At 30.0% G+C, this 15,975-nt stretch carries 16 protein-coding genes and 6 tRNA genes; 6 read left to right on the top strand and 16 right to left on the bottom strand.

What is annotated here, in order from left to right; genetic code table 11:
• Position 1 precedes the first annotated feature (1 nt).
• Both AWN65_RS10235 and AWN65_RS10230 read left to right on the top strand, forming a co-directional pair.
• Positions 2-1,009, top strand: a complete 1,008-nt coding sequence (locus tag AWN65_RS10235) for a glycosyltransferase family 4 protein (RefSeq protein WP_060383064.1) — start codon at positions 2-4, stop codon at positions 1,007-1,009.
• An 84-nt stretch (positions 1,010-1,093) separates the two neighbouring features.
• Positions 1,094-2,485 (top strand): exopolysaccharide biosynthesis polyprenyl glycosylphosphotransferase, encoded by a 1,392-nt coding sequence (locus AWN65_RS10230; protein ID WP_060383063.1) that lies wholly within the window; start codon positions 1,094-1,096, stop codon positions 2,483-2,485.
• 34 nt (positions 2,486-2,519) lie between these two features.
• Here AWN65_RS10230 and AWN65_RS10225 read toward each other — a convergent pair whose 3' ends face one another.
• Both AWN65_RS10225 and AWN65_RS10220 read right to left on the bottom strand, forming a co-directional pair.
• A complete protein-coding gene (locus AWN65_RS10225) occupies positions 2,520-3,668 on the bottom strand; it encodes a lipoprotein N-acyltransferase Lnb domain-containing protein (protein ID WP_060383062.1) in 1,149 nt (382 codons plus the stop codon).
• Positions 3,669-3,726: 58 nt separating this feature from the next.
• On the bottom strand, positions 3,727-4,803 hold the full coding sequence (locus AWN65_RS10220) for a putative type IX sorting system protein PorV2 (RefSeq protein WP_145902559.1): 1,077 nt from the start codon (positions 4,801-4,803) through the stop codon (positions 3,727-3,729).
• A gap of 113 nt (positions 4,804-4,916) precedes the next feature.
• Between AWN65_RS10220 and AWN65_RS10215 the strand changes: the two genes are divergently transcribed.
• Both AWN65_RS10215 and AWN65_RS10210 read left to right on the top strand, forming a co-directional pair.
• Positions 4,917-5,657 (top strand): CDP-alcohol phosphatidyltransferase family protein, encoded by a 741-nt coding sequence (locus tag AWN65_RS10215; protein WP_060383061.1) that lies wholly within the window; start codon positions 4,917-4,919, stop codon positions 5,655-5,657.
• Between the two features lie 114 nt (positions 5,658-5,771).
• A complete protein-coding gene (locus AWN65_RS10210) occupies positions 5,772-6,515 on the top strand; it encodes a glycoside hydrolase family 25 protein (RefSeq protein ID WP_317043930.1) in 744 nt (247 codons plus the stop codon).
• Between the two features lie 180 nt (positions 6,516-6,695).
• Here the strand turns inward: AWN65_RS10210 and AWN65_RS10205 are convergent, their stop codons facing one another.
• From AWN65_RS10205 to AWN65_RS10175, 7 genes are all read right to left on the bottom strand, one after another.
• Positions 6,696-7,643: a M43 family zinc metalloprotease gene (locus AWN65_RS10205; protein ID WP_081078431.1), complete on the bottom strand. Its 948-nt coding sequence runs from the start codon at positions 7,641-7,643 to the stop codon at positions 6,696-6,698.
• A 429-nt stretch (positions 7,644-8,072) separates the two neighbouring features.
• A tRNA-Lys gene (locus tag AWN65_RS10200) sits at positions 8,073-8,145 on the bottom strand.
• Positions 8,146-8,176: 31 nt separating this feature from the next.
• Positions 8,177-8,261: transfer RNA gene (locus AWN65_RS10195), tRNA-Leu, on the bottom strand.
• A 38-nt stretch (positions 8,262-8,299) separates the two neighbouring features.
• Positions 8,300-8,372 (bottom strand) — tRNA-Lys (locus AWN65_RS10190).
• A gap of 20 nt (positions 8,373-8,392) precedes the next feature.
• Positions 8,393-8,465 (bottom strand) — tRNA-Lys (locus AWN65_RS10185).
• A 21-nt stretch (positions 8,466-8,486) separates the two neighbouring features.
• Positions 8,487-8,559: transfer RNA gene (locus AWN65_RS10180), tRNA-Lys, on the bottom strand.
• A gap of 21 nt (positions 8,560-8,580) precedes the next feature.
• Positions 8,581-8,653, bottom strand: a tRNA-Lys gene (locus AWN65_RS10175).
• Positions 8,654-8,777: 124 nt separating this feature from the next.
• Here AWN65_RS10175 and AWN65_RS10170 point away from each other — a divergent pair.
• On the top strand, positions 8,778-9,299 hold the full coding sequence (locus AWN65_RS10170) for a shikimate kinase (RefSeq protein WP_060383882.1): 522 nt from the start codon (positions 8,778-8,780) through the stop codon (positions 9,297-9,299).
• On the opposite strand, the gene AWN65_RS10165 is transcribed toward AWN65_RS10170, so the two are convergent.
• Genes AWN65_RS10165 through AWN65_RS10155 form a run of 3 tightly spaced genes read right to left on the bottom strand, consistent with a single transcriptional unit; the run spans position 9,287 to position 10,757 of the window.
• Positions 9,287-9,784 (bottom strand): phosphoribosyltransferase domain-containing protein, encoded by a 498-nt coding sequence (locus AWN65_RS10165; RefSeq protein ID WP_060383058.1) that lies wholly within the window; start codon positions 9,782-9,784, stop codon positions 9,287-9,289. The genes AWN65_RS10170 and AWN65_RS10165 overlap by 13 nt on opposite strands.
• A gap of 9 nt (positions 9,785-9,793) precedes the next feature.
• Entirely contained in the window at positions 9,794-10,375 is a 582-nt protein-coding gene (locus AWN65_RS10160) for a class I SAM-dependent methyltransferase (protein WP_060383057.1), read from the bottom strand.
• Positions 10,362-10,757, bottom strand: a complete 396-nt coding sequence (locus AWN65_RS10155) for an RNA-binding S4 domain-containing protein (protein ID WP_060383056.1) — start codon at positions 10,755-10,757, stop codon at positions 10,362-10,364. The genes AWN65_RS10160 and AWN65_RS10155 overlap by 14 nt, the downstream gene beginning before the upstream one ends.
• Before the next feature lie 76 nt (positions 10,758-10,833).
• On the opposite strand from AWN65_RS10155, the gene AWN65_RS10150 reads away from it, so the two are divergent.
• Positions 10,834-11,769: an FKBP-type peptidyl-prolyl cis-trans isomerase gene (locus AWN65_RS10150; protein WP_123910347.1), complete on the top strand. Its 936-nt coding sequence runs from the start codon at positions 10,834-10,836 to the stop codon at positions 11,767-11,769.
• Positions 11,770-11,816: 47 nt separating this feature from the next.
• Here AWN65_RS10150 and AWN65_RS10145 read toward each other — a convergent pair whose 3' ends face one another.
• Genes AWN65_RS10145 through AWN65_RS10130 form a run of 4 tightly spaced genes read right to left on the bottom strand, consistent with a single transcriptional unit; the run spans position 11,817 to position 15,974 of the window.
• Positions 11,817-12,467, bottom strand: coding sequence for an alpha/beta hydrolase (locus tag AWN65_RS10145; RefSeq protein ID WP_060383054.1), 651 nt, complete (start codon positions 12,465-12,467; stop codon positions 11,817-11,819).
• A complete protein-coding gene (locus tag AWN65_RS10140) occupies positions 12,467-12,802 on the bottom strand; it encodes a hypothetical protein (protein WP_060383053.1) in 336 nt (111 codons plus the stop codon). The genes AWN65_RS10145 and AWN65_RS10140 overlap by 1 nt, the downstream gene beginning before the upstream one ends.
• Positions 12,802-14,058: a dihydroorotase gene (locus AWN65_RS10135; RefSeq protein ID WP_060383881.1), complete on the bottom strand. Its 1,257-nt coding sequence runs from the start codon at positions 14,056-14,058 to the stop codon at positions 12,802-12,804. Before AWN65_RS10135 ends, AWN65_RS10140 begins: the two co-directional genes overlap by 1 nt.
• Positions 14,055-15,974, bottom strand: a complete 1,920-nt coding sequence (locus AWN65_RS10130) for a BatA domain-containing protein (RefSeq protein WP_060383052.1) — start codon at positions 15,972-15,974, stop codon at positions 14,055-14,057. The genes AWN65_RS10135 and AWN65_RS10130 overlap by 4 nt, the downstream gene beginning before the upstream one ends.
• Position 15,975: the final 1 nt, after the last annotated feature.

The raw sequence follows: 15,975 nt of genomic DNA, 5'->3' as shown, positions 1-15,975 counted from the left end.
ATTGAAAGAACTTATTTACATAGGTAATAAACTATCAAAGAAAGGGTATAATGTTACGACAATTGATACATTAAGTTCTCTGTTAGAGTTAGAAGGGTATAGGTTGGTAACAGCATCTTCTCTTAAAAATCCATTATTAAGATTAATGGATATGTTGTTTGTAGTTCTTAAAAACAGAAAAGCAGATTATTTATTAATAGATACTTACAGTACTTCGGCATTTTGGTTTGCTTTTTTAGCAAGTCAATTAGCCAGAATTTTAAATATAGAATATATTCCTATTTTACATGGAGGTAACTTGCCTAATCGTTTAAGGAAAAATCCTAAATTATGTCAATTGATTTTTGGAAATGCCTATAAAAATGTTGCTCCCTCTAATTATTTGCTAAAATATTTTACAGAAGCAGGTTTTGAAAATATTTTTTTTATTCCTAATTCAATTGAAATAGAAAAATATCAATTTAAATTAAGGACTGATTTAAAACCCAAGTTGCTTTGGGTAAGAGCTTTTGCTTCTATTTATAATCCAAAAATGGCGGTAGATGTTCTGATTGAATTGAAGAAAAAATATCCCTTAGCAGAATTATGTATGATAGGACCTGATAAAGACGGTAGTTTAGAACAAACAAAAAAATATGCCCATCAGCAGGGAGTAGATATTGTTTTTGCAGGAAAATTATCAAAAGAGCAATGGATTACAATTTCCCAAAACTATGCTATTTTTATAAATACAACCCATTTTGATAATACACCCGTTAGTGTTATTGAAGCAATGGCGTTAGGATTGCCTGTAGTGAGTACAAGAGTTGGAGGAATACCTTTATTGCTCTCAAATAAAGAAAATGCTTTGTTAGTAGCTGATAACAATCCTAAACAAATGGTATCAGCTATTCATTTTTTACTGATGAACCCAGATAAAGCTTTAGATATAGCTAATCAGGCTAGAAAAAAAGTCGAAGCTTTTGATTGGAAACAAGTAAAAAATCTTTGGAAAGAGATATTATCTTAAAAATAATAAGCTAGACAATATATTTGACTCTATTTTTTTCTCTCCTTGAATTTGTTTAATTTGCGAGGAACTTTAAAAATGAATATGATAAATAAAAAACATTGGCATTTTGAGATTTCAGAAAGAAAAATTTTACTTCGATTTTTTGATGTTTTTGTTGTTGTTTTTGTTCTATACTTTATAGGAAATCATTTTGATTTCAGTTATTTAAAAATTTCAGATCAAAATTTCTATTGGACGTTAGTTTTATCAGTATATCTGCTTTTTTTTGGAACTGTTTTTGAAATGTACGATTTGCCTACAGCAAGTAATCAAACCAGTATTTTAAAAAGTATAGTACTCACAAGTTCTATTACCGTTTTAGTTTATCTTTTAACCCCTTTTCTTACGCCTTCTCTACCCGAAAATAGATTGCAAATACTGTTGTTTTATCTTGCCATCACGACTTCTTTAATGGGATGGCGATTAATGTATGCCAATTATTTAGCATCGCATCGTTTTGTAAAAAAAGCATTACTAATTTGTGAAGAAAAAGAAATAGATGAGTTGATAAATGGACTTCGAAAAAATGATCCACATTACATTATATTAGGGTATGTAAATTTATCCAAAATTTACGCGAAAGATACGAATCACACGGTGGCTAATATTTTAGTAAACGATTTAATTAATTATATTAAAAAAAATCAAATTTCAGAAATAGTAGTAGCTTCCTCAAGATCAGTAGGAATGCCTGTAGAATTATATGAAAAATTATTATATCTTGTAGAACATGGTTTTTCTGTACGAGAGTATTCGCAGGTATATGAAGCTATTACCCAACGAATACCCGTTCAGTTAGCAGAAAGAGATTTTTATCGTTATTTTCCATTTTCTCGTAATAATCAAAATCAGCTATATCTGATTTATGTTCGAATTATGGAAGTTTTAATCTCTTCTATAGGATTACTAATAGGGATATTTATTCTTCCTTTTATACTTTTTGGGAACCTACTAGGCAATCAAGGACCGTTATTATATAAACAAGAGCGTGTAGGGAAGAATGGAAAAGTATTTAATATTTATAAGCTGAGGTCTATGTTAGTAAATGCTGAGAAGAATGGGGCTGTTTTTGCTACTCCAAACGATGTTCGAATTACTTCTTTTGGTAAATTTTTACGTAAATCACGCTTAGACGAAGTTCCTCAATTCATTAATGTATTAAAAAATGAAATGGGAATTATAGGTCCTAGACCTGAGCGTCCTATTTTTGTTGATAAAATTAACAATATGATGCCTTTTTATCAAACAAGACATGTTATTAAACCAGGATTAACAGGTTGGGCTCAAGTTAACTACTCTTATGGAGAATCATTAAAAGATAGTTTAGTAAAATTACAATATGATTTATATTATATAAAGCATAGAGGTGTTTTCATAGATCTTAATATTATGATAAAAACAATCAGTACAGTTTTGTTTTACCGTGGACAGTAAAATATATTAAAAATAACAACCTACTTTTGTGCTTCTAACAAAAAAACGTTTTATTATCATAACTTATTTTTTTTGCTAAGTTCTTCTTATAAAACCTTAGCAGAATAACTAAATTTGTGATAAATAAAGGACTTATAAGAAATAAATGTGGTTTATTCAACATATAAACTAAATAGATCCCCATACTGATAAAACAAAGGAAAGCTACTTTTGAAGCTATTTGAATTTGTTTTTTAAAGAAAAAATAAACCAATACCAAGTAAAAAGGATTAAATAAAAGGATATTATAATTCCAGGTTACTTCTCGGTGAAGAGAATATACATTTACAATCATAAAAAATATTCCAAAACATCCTATTAGAGTAAAGAAAATTATATTTAATCCTTTTTTATTCAATAGAACAAAAATAAGTAATACAATAATCAGCGGAATACAGCTATTCAATAAAGAAAAAGGTTTGTCTTTTGGAGTCGTTTTGTATAATGTTTGAGGTTTTTCAGCCAAAGGTTTTCCGTTATGTTGCGTTACTTCTAGTACTTTCATTAAATCAAGTGGTAAAAATAAAAGTTCTGCTTGTTCATCTGGGCGATGACCAAATATGATATTAATCCCTAAATTTAGCCAATACTGTTTTGTTTGATAATTATACAACACTTCTCGGTAGGTTTCTTCTTTATGTAGTGTATTTATAATAGGCTTATCCTCTAACGTAGAATTGAGGATGTCAATTACTTTAGTAGTACAGTTTCGATCAATAAACTTATAAGTGTAATATTTACTTTTAGAAAAAACAGAATGGTTTAATTTTTCAAATAATTTATTTTTTTCAAGAGAAGAAAGATTTAATCTTTGCTCATAAATACTCCGATTTTCGTCTCTATAGGCGTATTCAAAATCAGCATAAGGATAAACAGCCGCATAATATTGTAAATCACCCTTAATGAATTTTAATATAAAGTTAGGCGTTCTAAAATCAAACATTCCATAATTATAAACCACATCAAACCCAGCCATAGGATCCTGAATACGTAAAGCAGTATGCCCATATAATGTATGAGATTCTTGAGCAACATCTACTGTTAAGATGCTGAATACCGCTTTTTCAGATAGACTAGGAATTTGTGAATAAGAAAAAAAAGAGAGTTGTACTAAAACTAATAAAAAGATAAGTTGTTTTTTCATTGTTTAATCTATTAGTTAAACCTTATTCTTTGTAAATGTAATATAACTGATTTTATGATTATCTAAAAATAGATAAATCTACTTTTAAAGAAAAAACATTAGAGTATAAAGCCACGCTTTGATTACCTATGTCAGTTAAAGCATAATCAATAGAAATACCTTTATAATGAAAGCCAAGACCAAAATTCGGTTGAAAACCAATGCTTTTTTTACCATCTATTCCTAGTGTGTTTTGAAAATTGCCAACTCCAGTTCTTAAAAAAGCAAGATTGTTGTAGCCTAATTCAAAACCTATAGCAGGTGTAATACTTACTAAATCAGAAGAAATAATATCTTTAGTACGTTGAAACTCCATATTTAAGTTGGTAGCAACTAAAAGACTCATATCATTATGAAAATTATATTTTTTAGCTAACCCCAATTGTGCCTTCGGTAATGTAATTTCAGATGTTGTAGGTAACTCTTGATTTTGTAATGGAATTTGAGTTTGTGCTTCCCGAATCTTTTGGAATTCCTTGTCATTAATAATCCAAATATTATAAGTACTCGTAATATCACGCACTAGAAAACCTAATTTCCAATTGTTTTTTTCGAATTGCATGCCTGCATCAAAACCAAAGCCCCAAGAACTCGCGAAATCTCCTATAATTCTTCTGATAACCTTCGCATTTACGCCATATTTTAAGCCTTGAATAGGCAAATTACGAGCATACGAAAATGTTGCCCCATAATCTGCAGCAGAAAATAAGCTAATTCTATTATAATCTATAGTACCATTAGCATCAATTAGTTGAGTAGTGTTTAAAATATTATCAACCCCAAATCGTATGATAGATGCTCCCCAAGCACTTTGAGAATCTATTTTTTTTGCATAGGCTAAGTAATCATATTGAGCAATGTTAGCAAAATAACTAGCGTGCATAAAGGCCGCTTCACTATCTTCAATTTTTAATAAACCAGTTGGATTCCAATAGCCAGAATTTACATCACTCGTATGAGCCACCATGGTATTAGCCATTCCAAAAGCTCTAGCATCAACACCAATATTCATAAATTCGTTAGAATATTTACGAGCCGTTTGAGCCTGAAAGGATTTGAAGACAATTAAAAAACTAAAGGTTAATATCTTTTTCAAAGGAACAGTTTTGGCAAATATCAAATAAAAATCTGATATATTAAACTCTAGAACTTATAAAGTTATTATATTACCTTTGTAAGTTTAAAATTAAAAATTACAAAATCATCTTTATGTCAATAAAATCGCAAATTCCAAATTTAATTACATTATTAAACTTGTTTTCAGGTTGTATAGCTATTGTTTTTGTTTCAGAATTACAGTTCGAGTGGGCCTTTTTCTTTGTGTGTTTAGGAATATTTTTTGATTTTTTTGATGGCTTTTTTGCGCGTCTTTTTAAAGTTCAAAGCCCATTAGGATTACAGTTAGATTCATTGGCAGATATGGTTACAAGTGGAGTTGCTCCAGGATATGTTATGTTTCAAATGATATTAAAAACAATAGGCGGAGGGCAGGAGTTAAATCATATTGCTTTAGAGAATTCGGTTGTTTTGCTTCCCTTTCTAGGTTTTATTATCTCGTTAGGAGCTTGTTTTAGATTAGCTAATTTTAATATAGATACTCGCCAAACAGATTCATTTATAGGCGTTCCAACTCCAGCTAATTCATTGTTTATAATGAGTTTGCCTTTAGTTATTAAATTTACGGATATTTCTATTATTGTAGATGTCTTACAGAATCCTTACATTCTTTTATTAATTACTGTTTTAAGTGCTTATGTTATGAATGCCGAAATACCACTGTTTTCTCTGAAAATAAAACAATTTACTTGGTCTAAAAACACATTACAAATTCTCTTTCTGATATTGAGCGTTATTTTATTACTAGTTTTTAAATATCTAGGAATCCCTCTAATAATTATTGCCTATGTGCTACTTTCAGTTGCTAATAACTTATTTTTGAAGAAGAGGTAAATGACTCAAAAAAAATATTCTAGAGAAGTTAGAAAGCGAACTAATACACGATCTCAAAAAAAAACAAAAAATCAAGTATCTTTTTTTTCGAGCTCTTTATTCTTTAAATTAGTCATGATACTAAGTGTCGCAGTGCTTTTTTATAGTCAAAAAAGAAGTATTGCTCGTTATTTAGGATTTACTACAGATAAGATTGTTTATAGTGAAGCTCGATCTATGCCTATTGATAAAGTATTAGATACGCATATTGAAAAATCTTTCGGAATTGATCTTTCAGAATATCAAGATGATATAAATTGGGCGAAAGTAAAAGAAATAGAAGGAGGGTATCCTATAGAATTTGTTTTTATTAGAGCAACTGCAGGAAGTAATAAAGTAGACAAAAAATTTAAAAAATATTGGCTAAAAGCAAAAGAAAAAGGGTTTTTAGTAGGAGCGTATCATTATTATAGACCTAACGAAAATTCAATAGAACAAGCCGAAAATTTTATAAAACAAGTTACCTTGGTAGAAGGTGATTTTCCGCCCGTATTAGATATAGAAAAATTACCCAAAGCCCAATCAATAAAACGTTTAAAAGTAGGATTGAAACGATGGTTAGAAAAAGTGGAAGCACATTACGGAATTAAGCCTATTATTTATAGTAGTGAAAGTTATTACGAAGACTTTTTGAAGGAAGATTTTGAAGACTACCCTTTTTGGATTGCCAATTATACCGCCTTCTATAAAGAAATAGATCCAGAATGGTCTATATGGCAGTTAACGGAAAATGGTAAAATACTAGGAATTAAAGGTTCTGTAGATGTTAATATTTATAATGGAACTTCTGTAACAATGAAAGATTTGTTGATTAAATAAAAAAAGATCCTTAATTAAGTAAAAAGAGGATGTCCTAAAAGTTTGTAATCTTGTCATAGACTATATTGCTTCTTCTATTGTTGAAGTAATAAACTAACTTAAGTTACTATTTTTTTAGTACATCCACTTTTTTACATGAACCTTTTTGGAATAATATTTATAGAAATAAAATTTTAATATTTATTTCTTTGATCCCAGTTTTTGATGAGGCTTTCCATCTTGAAAAGTAAAAAACATTTTATTTGCCTGTCCTTTTGTAAACATTGTTCTTTGTTCATCAGCAGCATAATCCATATAGTTTACAAACATTTGAGTATACTCTTTGCCATGACAAATCTCTTTTAAAGGATGCTTTTGAAATCCATAATGCTCTTTTGGAGCTAGAGGAGTGTCAGATACTAAATCATCACCACAATTGCCAGTAGGTCCAGAAAGGTGATATAATCCAAAATAATGTCCTACTTCATGAACAAGTATTTTTCCCTTAGTATATCCAAATTTTATGATACTTGGATTTTGAGGAGCAGAATCGTAAAGATATAATGAATTTAATGCAATTCCCCAATAATTTCTATCACCTGATAGTGGAGAAGCATATCCTGCAAAATCATCACCATCTTCATCATATAAACTGTCTAAAATCCATATTGTTAATGTTTTTTCAGTATTTTCAGCAAGAAAACCATGCTCTTTTGTTTTAAACCATTCTTGCTGACCTAATACAGCATCAAATTCAGTTTCTTTTCTATTAATCCCTTTCAATACAAAAGAAATGTTAGTATTTCCAGAAGCAAGTTTAGAAAATTCCTGAGGAGTATTAGCAAAATTGTCGTCTTTTCCTTCGAAAGATTTATTTAAAATTTCGATTTGTTTTCTTATATCTTGATCGGTTATTTTACTTCCTCTTTTTCCTTTTTTGTATAAAATATTAAATTGAACTGGGATTTCTCTTTTTTCTGTAAGGGTATAAGTCTTTTTAGAGTCGTAAGAGTCATCATACCTGTTTTTTAGGTTGTTAAAAGTTGTGTTTTTTGCATAATTTACAGTTTTATCTTCTGTAATGTTTTCTTTTTGGCAAGAAAGTACACCTAAAGATGCAAATAGCATCGTAATAAATAACTTTTTCATAAGATATTATTTAATTTAGTTTAATTCTATGTTGATTGTTTATCGTTTATTTATTATAAAAAACAATTAAGGAGAAAACGATAAGCATTAAAAAAATAAAGCTTTTGTTATTTGGTGTCATTAGATTTTCCAAATTTGGAGTTTCTTTGTTATGAAGAACAAAAAGAATAATGAACCATTTGGGTTGCACAAAGATATAATACTTTATGTTTTTTTATGTGTTAAAAAAAGAATTAGTCTTGTTTGTGAAATGTAATTTGCTTTATTTTAGGGTTTTATGCTTTTTGTCTTTTGTTTTTTTATGTTTTATTTAACTTATTTTTTGTAAAAAATTATTAGTCTATTAAGGTTTATGACTTGATCAGAGATTAGATTTGATTAACTTGTGGTAATAAAAAAGGTCATTCTATATAGAATGACCTTTTTTAGTGACCCCGCTGGGGCTCGAACCCAGGACCCCATCATTAAAAGTGATGTGCTCTACCAACTGAGCTACGGAGTCAATATTTTAATTTTAATTTTCAATAAATATGTGGTGACCATGATGGGATTCGAACCCATACGTCTTTCAACACCACCCCCTCAAGATGGCGAGTCTACCAATTTCTCCACATGGCCATTGAGAATAAAAAAGCCAAACTTTTGTTTGGCTTCAGTGACCCCGCTGGGGCTCGAACCCAGGACCCCATCATTAAAAGTGATGTGCTCTACCAACTGAGCTACGGAGTCAAAAAAATATCAATATGTAGTGACCCCGCTGGGGCTCGAACCCAGGACCCCATCATTAAAAGTGATGTGCTCTACCAACTGAGCTACGGAGTCAAAAAATTTAGCAATATGTTGTGACCCCGCTGGGGCTCGAACCCAGGACCCCATCATTAAAAGTGATGTGCTCTACCAACTGAGCTACGGAGTCAAAAAACTTAGCAATATGTTGTGACCCCGCTGGGGCTCGAACCCAGGACCCCATCATTAAAAGTGATGTGCTCTACCAACTGAGCTACGGAGTCGTAAACATTACTTGTTTGCGGGTGCAAATATATTACCTTATTTTTGATTTTTCAAAGAAAAGAAGCTTTTATTTCTTTTTTTTTTGTAGTTTTTTGTAAGTTGTTGATTTTTAAATTGTTTTATATGTGTAAAATTGTATTAGTTGGTTATATGGGGGCTGGTAAATCAAGTATAGGAAAGACTTTGGCCCAAAAGTTAAAACTTGATTTTTTAGATTTAGATGATCTAATCGTAGAACAAACAGGAAAAACGATCAGAGAAATCTTTGAAAAGGAAGGAGAAATCTATTTTCGAAAGTTAGAACATACTATTTTGAAAGCTCAATTACTAAAAAAAGAATCTTTTGTTTTAAGTCTAGGAGGAGGCACTCCCTGTTATGCGGGAAATCATTTATTGTTGCAAGAAGATAATGTGCTTTCAATTTATTTAAAGGCTTCAATTCAATTGTTGGTTGACCGTTTGATAGTAGAATCACATAAAAGACCTTTGATAGCTAATTTAAAAAAAGAGGAGATGATTGAATTTATAGCAAAACATCTATTTGACAGAAACTATTATTATAATAGTTGTAAAAAAATAGTCTCTGTCGATAATAAGACGATTGATGAAATTTGTGAAGAGTTGGCAACTCTTTATTCTAAATAGGCATATTGATTATTGTTCTCAAAAACAACATGTACATGCTCTAATATAGAAGTAGATAAAGAAATACCTTTGAAATCAGCTTTTATGGGGTATTTTTTGTGATTACGGTCTACAAGAACAGCTGTTTTGAATTTTTGAAGAGGAGTTTCTAAAAAGTGTTTTACGCCATATATAAGTGTTGTTCCTGTGTTGAGTACATCATCTACTAAAACAAGTCCTTTATTGCTGTAATCTTCCTTTTGTAGGCTTGTTTGTATAGGTGAGTTGGGATTTTTTTTGTCAATTATAACTTCGCAAAATCGAATAGATAGAGGAGAAATATCTTTTAGAATTATAATGAGTTTTTGAGCTAATATGCTTCCATTTCCTTGTATTCCTGCGATAATTATTTCTTTTTCATCTATAAACGTTTCATATATTTGGTAGGCAATACGTTTAATTTTAAATTCTATTTCGATGTTATTAAGTATAATATTTGTATTCATTGTGTGTTATTATTTTTTTGTGAATATAAAAAAGAGTTCTTTGTTTTGTCTGGGCTTGATAGAATTGTAGGCGGGTTCTAGTGTTTTTATATAGAAATCATTTGAAAACAAAATTTGATATTCTTTACTAGAACCGCCAAAAGGAGGTCCCTGTTTTGTTAAAGGGAAATCAAATAAAAGACCTGCTATTTTTCCCTGTGGATTTAATAGCGAAACCATTTTTGATACATATTCTTTTCTTAAAGAAGGAGGAAGCGCACATAAGAAAGTTTGTTCAATAATTAAATCATAATAATTATGATGTAAAAAAAAATCTTCGCATATAATCTGATTAGAAGATACTAAGGGTAATCTTTTTTTAATGTTTTCAATAGGAGTTTTTGCGTAATCAAGAACATACGTATTATAGAAACCTTTATGTATTAAATATTCAAATTCATACGAGTTGCCTCCTCCAGGAATTAATATTTTTAGGTCTTTATTTGTTAACTGGTCAATATATTCTTTCAAAGGCTGCGTAATATAGCCTACATCCCAACCTATTTCGTTGTTTTGGTAGCGATTTTCCCAATAGTTATTATTCAGATCCATCTTCTAACTCATTTTCAAAATCTAATTCAAATTCATCTAGGTCACGACGATCTTTTTTGGTGGGTCTGCCTTCTCCGTATTTTCTATAATGTGCTTTCGAGAGCTTAAGCATTTCTAAATGAGCAAATGCTTCTTCAGGAGTTTCATCCCTGCGATATATGTCAACCAATTTAGCACCTATTCGGTTTGGAGGAATGTCTAAAACTTGAATGCTGTAAGTAATCTGATCTTTTCTAAAAGTAACCTTATCTCCAGGGAAAATCTCTTTAGATGGTTTTGCTGTAATTCCGTTTACAGTTATTTGGTTTTTTTTGCAGGCTTCAGTTACCATGTTGCGAGTTTTGTAATATCGTACACACCATAAGTATTTGTCAATACGCATAAAATCAAAATTCTTAGTTAAATTAGTATACAAAAATAATTCAAAATTGTATCTTGCAGACAAATTTTTAAAAAGAATGAATAAAATAAAAAAAATAATAGGAGGCTTTTTTTTTATGGCTGCTTTAGTTTCTTGTAGTAAAAATAATGGATCAGGAGAAATAGTACCTCCTAAAGCATATTCAGAGCAAATACCTGGAGAAATTTTAGAAATAGAGAAGTTTTTTGAAGATTACCACATGGATGTTGATGGGGATAAAAATGTTGAATTTGTAAAAAGAATTGGCTCTAAAGCAGGTCTGATTTCTATAAAAGATCAATATGCCCCAAAGTTTAAAATTATACGCCATAATGATTATGATTTTAAAGTATATTATATTAACCATAACGGAGGGGGAGAGTTAAAGCCTGAAATTTCTAAAAGTCCTTGTCCTATAGATTCTGTTTTGGTTGCCTATCACGGTATGTTATTAAAAGAAAAAACAGGTTTTGATCAAGAGAAAACAACATTTAATAAAAACCAATTGTTTGACCGAGCAGAGTATCCAGTTCGATTTGATTTAGACAAGGTAATAGTTGGTTGGTCTAAAATGTTATCTTTTATGACTACAGGAACCGCAGAGGTAGATGCTGTTACAAATGTTCCGAATTTTAAAGATTTTGGTGCAGCAGTATTGTTTTTGCCTTCAGGATTAGCTTATTATTCTACTACTCAGGTTAATATTCCAGCATATTCGCCTTTAATTTTTAATGTAAAATTAATGTCAATGAAGAGAAAGGATCATGATTTTGATGGTCATACAACTTTTGAAGAAGAATATAGTTTTGATGCTTCAAACTTAAATGCTCCTTGGACTAATTTAAAGCGTGATACAGATGGTGATGGGTATCTTAATTATGTTGATCGTGACGATGATAATGATGGAATACTTACTAAATATGAAGCAGAAGGGGATGATAATCGTAATGGGATTCCCAACTATTTAGATAAAGAAGATAGAAGAAGAAAATAAAAAAATAATAATAAAAAAGGGTGTACAAAAGACACCCTTTTTTATTATTATTCAGTTTCTAGAAGCCAATTTTTGAAATCATAAAAATTTTGAGGAGCTACCCCGTGACCTACAGGATATTCTTTATAAATGTTTTGGATTCCTAAATTATTTAATATAGGTTGTGCTTTGCGAGCCCATTCTATAGGAACAACTTGGTCTACACTCCCATGTGAGGCAAATATTTGCAAATTACTGAAATCATTTTGATTGTAATTTTCTAATGCAATTTCTTGATTAAAGTAACCACTCATACCTACTATTCGTTGAATTTTATTAGGATATGATAAAGCGGTGGCATAACTTAAAATACATCCTTGGCTAAAACCAATTAACGTTATTTTATTGGGATCTATAGGGTAATTTTTTATTAATTCATCAATGAAGCTAATGATTAATTCTCTTGAATTGCGCGCTTGATCTAAATCTGAAAATTTGTTTTCATCTGCATCAAAGTTGATGGCATACCAAGCGTAGGCATTAGGCATAAGATTATAAGGTGCACGGGCGGAAATAACGTAATAATGTTCAGGGAGTTCAGAGGCAAACGAAAATAAATCCTCTTCATTACTTCCGTAACCGTGTAGTAATAAAAGTAAGGGATTTTTGTCTTTTTTAATTTTAGGTTCTTTGACTAAATGGTATAGAGATAAATTCATTAGATGGTTTTTAAAAATTTTTGAAATAAATTACCTAATAAAGGCAATGGACGTGATTCTCCTTTACCGGCAGTGTACAAGCCGTAAAAACTCAATAAAGTTATAAAAAACCACATACTGATTGTTGCCATTGGTACGTTGAAATTGGATAACATAAGTCCTAGTGCTACAAATGTAAGGGTTAATCCTAAGCCTTGTCGTACATGAAAAGAGCCAAATTGAGTTTTGTCTTCTCCACTATTCATTGATAAGGCAATAAGAGGTCCTATTATAAGTATATAGCTTATTATGGCGGTACTTTTTCCTTTCTTAATATCGTTTAAGTCAGTCTTCATTATTGGTTTTTGATAAATTGATAGTTGTTAATAATTCCAAATACTTTTCCTTTTGTAGGAAGGTTTATAAAAGCAGAATTTTTAGACTTAGATAGAATATTTTCTTTTAGGAAAAATGAGTTTTCAGTAGGACTAAAAAGAGTCAGATTGGCTATTTCTCCTTCTTTTATACTTGGTTCTTCTATGTTGAAAATTTTTCGACCAGCAGTTAATTTTTCGATAATGACTTCTATAGGTAAAATGTTTTGTAAGATTCCATAACCACTTTCTAATCCAATAGTTCCGTTTTTAGCTAAATCAAATTCTAGATTTTTGTGTTCAATGTCTATAGGATTATGATCCGTTGTAATGCAGTCAATTGTATTATCAAGGATTCCGTTAATAAGGGCCTTACGGTCTTCTTCTGTTCGAATAGGAGGTGTTACTCGATAATTAGAATCAAAGCTGGTTAGAACTTCATCATTTAGGGTTAAATTATGAACAGCTACACTACAACTTATTTGTAAACCTTTGGCTTTTGCCTGTCGGATTAATTCTACAGAATGAGCTGTGGAAAGAGTTGGAATATGGAGTTTTCCTCCAGTATATTCTAATATATATAAATTACGAGCTATAATTAATTCCTCTGCTAAAGAAGGAATTCCTTTTAATCCTAATTGGGTAGAGATTATTCCTTCATTTACAATACCTTTACCTTTTATATTGTGATCCATTGAATAGGCAATAACCTTTCCATTAAAATCTTGTGTATATTGTAATGCTATTTTTAGAATATTAGCATTATCTAAACTTTTATTGTAATCCCCAAATGCTATTGCCCCAGCATTTTTCATGTCTAAAAGTTCAGCTAATTCATTTCCATTACTGTTTTTTGTAAGTGCTCCAATCGGATATAAATCAGTAGCATTTTGATTTGCTTTTTGTTTTACAAAAAATATCTGAGATTGATTGTCTAAAATAGGAAAAGAGTTAGGTTGTAGAAGAACTGCTGTAAAACCTGACTTACTTGCTACTTGTAATCCGTTACTAATGGTTTCACAGTCTTCAAAGCCAGGTTCTCCTAAAGATACACTGGTGTCTATCCACCCCTTTGAAATGTGTAAATCAGGGAATGTAATGACCTCATAATCGTTTAGAATAGGTAGGTTTTTACCAATTTTTTCTATTTTTCCATGGCTGATTTGAATATCAGTGATTTCTTGATTTAGAGGATGGTTTTTTTCAATAATTCGAGCATTACGGATAATTAAATTCATTTTACAAATTTTTGAATGAGCAATTCGATGATCAAAAAGAATAAAGCTAAAATAAGAAACCACTTCCATATTTGCTGGTCAGTACGTTCTAATTGAAGGGTTTCAAAGAAGTTATTTAAGCTGTTTATAGTATTGATTTTATTATGGTTAGTAGCGATTAATTGACTTTCTTTACGATCATAATTAAAGCTAATAGGGTAAAGATTTTTTTTGTTTTGGTAGATGTGATAATTACCAGCTTTTTTAGGATTATCTCCACAGCTAAATTTAAGTTTGTTTTCCAAAACTTGCTGGATAGGAATAAAGTTTTCTTCTTTATTGGTAATAGAAACTATTTCATCTTTGTTGAGATCAACATTAATTATAGAAGTTTTATTTTGACCAATTATTTGATATTGTATTCCATTTTCATTAGTTGAAGTACCCATTTTATAAAAGGTAGGAACAATTAATGGTGCGTTTTGAAAATTAGAGTTTTCTTTGTTTAAAGGGGCTGAGAAAATAAAAACAGTTCCTGTGTTTTTATATAATGTACTTAAGAATGCTGATTGATCTTCATAAGAAAGAGCATGAGGAAGATTACTTCTTATTTCAAAAGATTGTTTTGTAATAGGATATTGAAAATTATGAATTTTTTTTTCAAAAACATTATTATATAAAGGATTTGAAAAGTTAATTTTACTTATTTTCTTCTCTTCATTTTGTGAATTAAGAAATAGGATGTTTGCAAAATTTTTTAAAAAAGAATTTAGATTGGAAGGAGGGATTTTTTCAGAAGGTATGATTATTAAACTGCCTCCTTTTTCTACAAACTTTTTTATGTTAGTGTGCATGGCTAAAGGAATATTTTCTAATTCGTTTAATATAATACAATCTTGGTTTTCGATATTTCTATAATCTAAGCTATTAAGAGGAGTATTAGAAAAATTAAATTCAGGTTGTGTGTAAATTCGAGAAAGGAAATTAGATTTAAAAGGGTCTCCAATGCTCAGGATTTTTAGAATTTTAGGTTTCAAAAAATTAAAATAAAAAGTATTATCAAAAGCTAAACTGTTATCTTGTAATGAAACATACCCACTAAAGGTTTCTTTAGGAATTGTAAAAAGTAAGGTTTGTTTACTTTTGTTTAGAGGCATGATTGCTTTTGCTATCAAATTGTTTTGATTATATAAGGAAACAGGTATTGATCTAGCTTCTTCAAAATTAGAAGAAACTAATACGCCAATTTCATAAAAATGATCAAGAGTTTGATTTATAAAAACGCTATCAATAGCTGCATTACTTGTTTTTTCAGCTTCGGGAATTAAGAAAAAAGTTTTATTAGTTGTGGGAGACTTTGTTAGAGATTCTGTTTGTAATCCAATTGCATCTGTGATTACAAGAATGTCTTTTCCTTGGTTATTATTGTGTGATTTTGTTTTAATCAAAGAATTTTCAAGAGAAAAAGGAATTGGACTATAATTTAGATTTTGAAGTTCTTTGGAAATAGTTTTTATATTAGTGTTCCAAAAATCAGTATCATTTGTTAGAATTGAGAAAGTTGTTTCTTCGGGTACGTTTTCTAATAAATCTTGTATGGCACGTTTAAGTAGCTCTCCCTTTTTTCCTTTCGCCTGCATACTAAAAGAGTTATCTAATAGTATGATCAGTTCATTGTTCTTACCCGTTTGATCCACGGCCTTAAAGAAAGGTTGAGAAAAAGCAATGATAAGAGTTGTTAATAATAACAGCCTAGTTGCTAATAGTAAGTATTTTTTTATTTTAGAGCTTTTGCGTGTTTGAACAATCAGTTCTTTTAGAAAGCGAACATTTGTAAAATATTCTTTTTTAAACTTACGTAATTGGAATAAATGCACAATTACTGGGATAATCAGTAAAAAAAGAAAATAAAGAATTTCAGGATGTTTAAATTGCATT

It is taken from the genome of Flavobacterium covae, from assembly GCF_001534645.1.
Taxonomy (GTDB): domain Bacteria; phylum Bacteroidota; class Bacteroidia; order Flavobacteriales; family Flavobacteriaceae; genus Flavobacterium; species Flavobacterium covae.
This window is presented reverse-complemented; position numbering and strand designations above follow the sequence as displayed.

Coding starts and splice junctions, on each gene's coding strand:
- AWN65_RS10230 (WP_060383063.1), top strand. CDS start 1,094: ATGATAAATAAAAAACATTGGCATTTTGAGATTTCAGAAAGAAAAATT.
- AWN65_RS10225 (WP_060383062.1), bottom strand. CDS start 3,668: ATGAAAAAACAACTTATCTTTTTATTAGTTTTAGTACAACTCTCTTTT.
- AWN65_RS10215 (WP_060383061.1), top strand. CDS start 4,917: ATGTCAATAAAATCGCAAATTCCAAATTTAATTACATTATTAAACTTG.
- AWN65_RS10210 (WP_317043930.1), top strand. CDS start 5,772: ATGATACTAAGTGTCGCAGTGCTTTTTTATAGTCAAAAAAGAAGTATT.
- AWN65_RS10205 (WP_081078431.1), bottom strand. CDS start 7,643: ATGAAAAAGTTATTTATTACGATGCTATTTGCATCTTTAGGTGTACTT.
- AWN65_RS10170 (WP_060383882.1), top strand. CDS start 8,778: ATGTGTAAAATTGTATTAGTTGGTTATATGGGGGCTGGTAAATCAAGT.
- AWN65_RS10165 (WP_060383058.1), bottom strand. CDS start 9,784: ATGAATACAAATATTATACTTAATAACATCGAAATAGAATTTAAAATT.
- AWN65_RS10160 (WP_060383057.1), bottom strand. CDS start 10,375: ATGGATCTGAATAATAACTATTGGGAAAATCGCTACCAAAACAACGAA.
- AWN65_RS10155 (WP_060383056.1), bottom strand. CDS start 10,757: ATGCGTATTGACAAATACTTATGGTGTGTACGATATTACAAAACTCGC.
- AWN65_RS10150 (WP_123910347.1), top strand. CDS start 10,834: ATGAATAAAATAAAAAAAATAATAGGAGGCTTTTTTTTTATGGCTGCT.
- AWN65_RS10145 (WP_060383054.1), bottom strand. CDS start 12,467: ATGAATTTATCTCTATACCATTTAGTCAAAGAACCTAAAATTAAAAAA.
- AWN65_RS10140 (WP_060383053.1), bottom strand. CDS start 12,802: ATGAAGACTGACTTAAACGATATTAAGAAAGGAAAAAGTACCGCCATA.
- AWN65_RS10135 (WP_060383881.1), bottom strand. CDS start 14,058: ATGAATTTAATTATCCGTAATGCTCGAATTATTGAAAAAAACCATCCT.
- AWN65_RS10130 (WP_060383052.1), bottom strand. CDS start 15,974: ATGCAATTTAAACATCCTGAAATTCTTTATTTTCTTTTTTTACTGATT.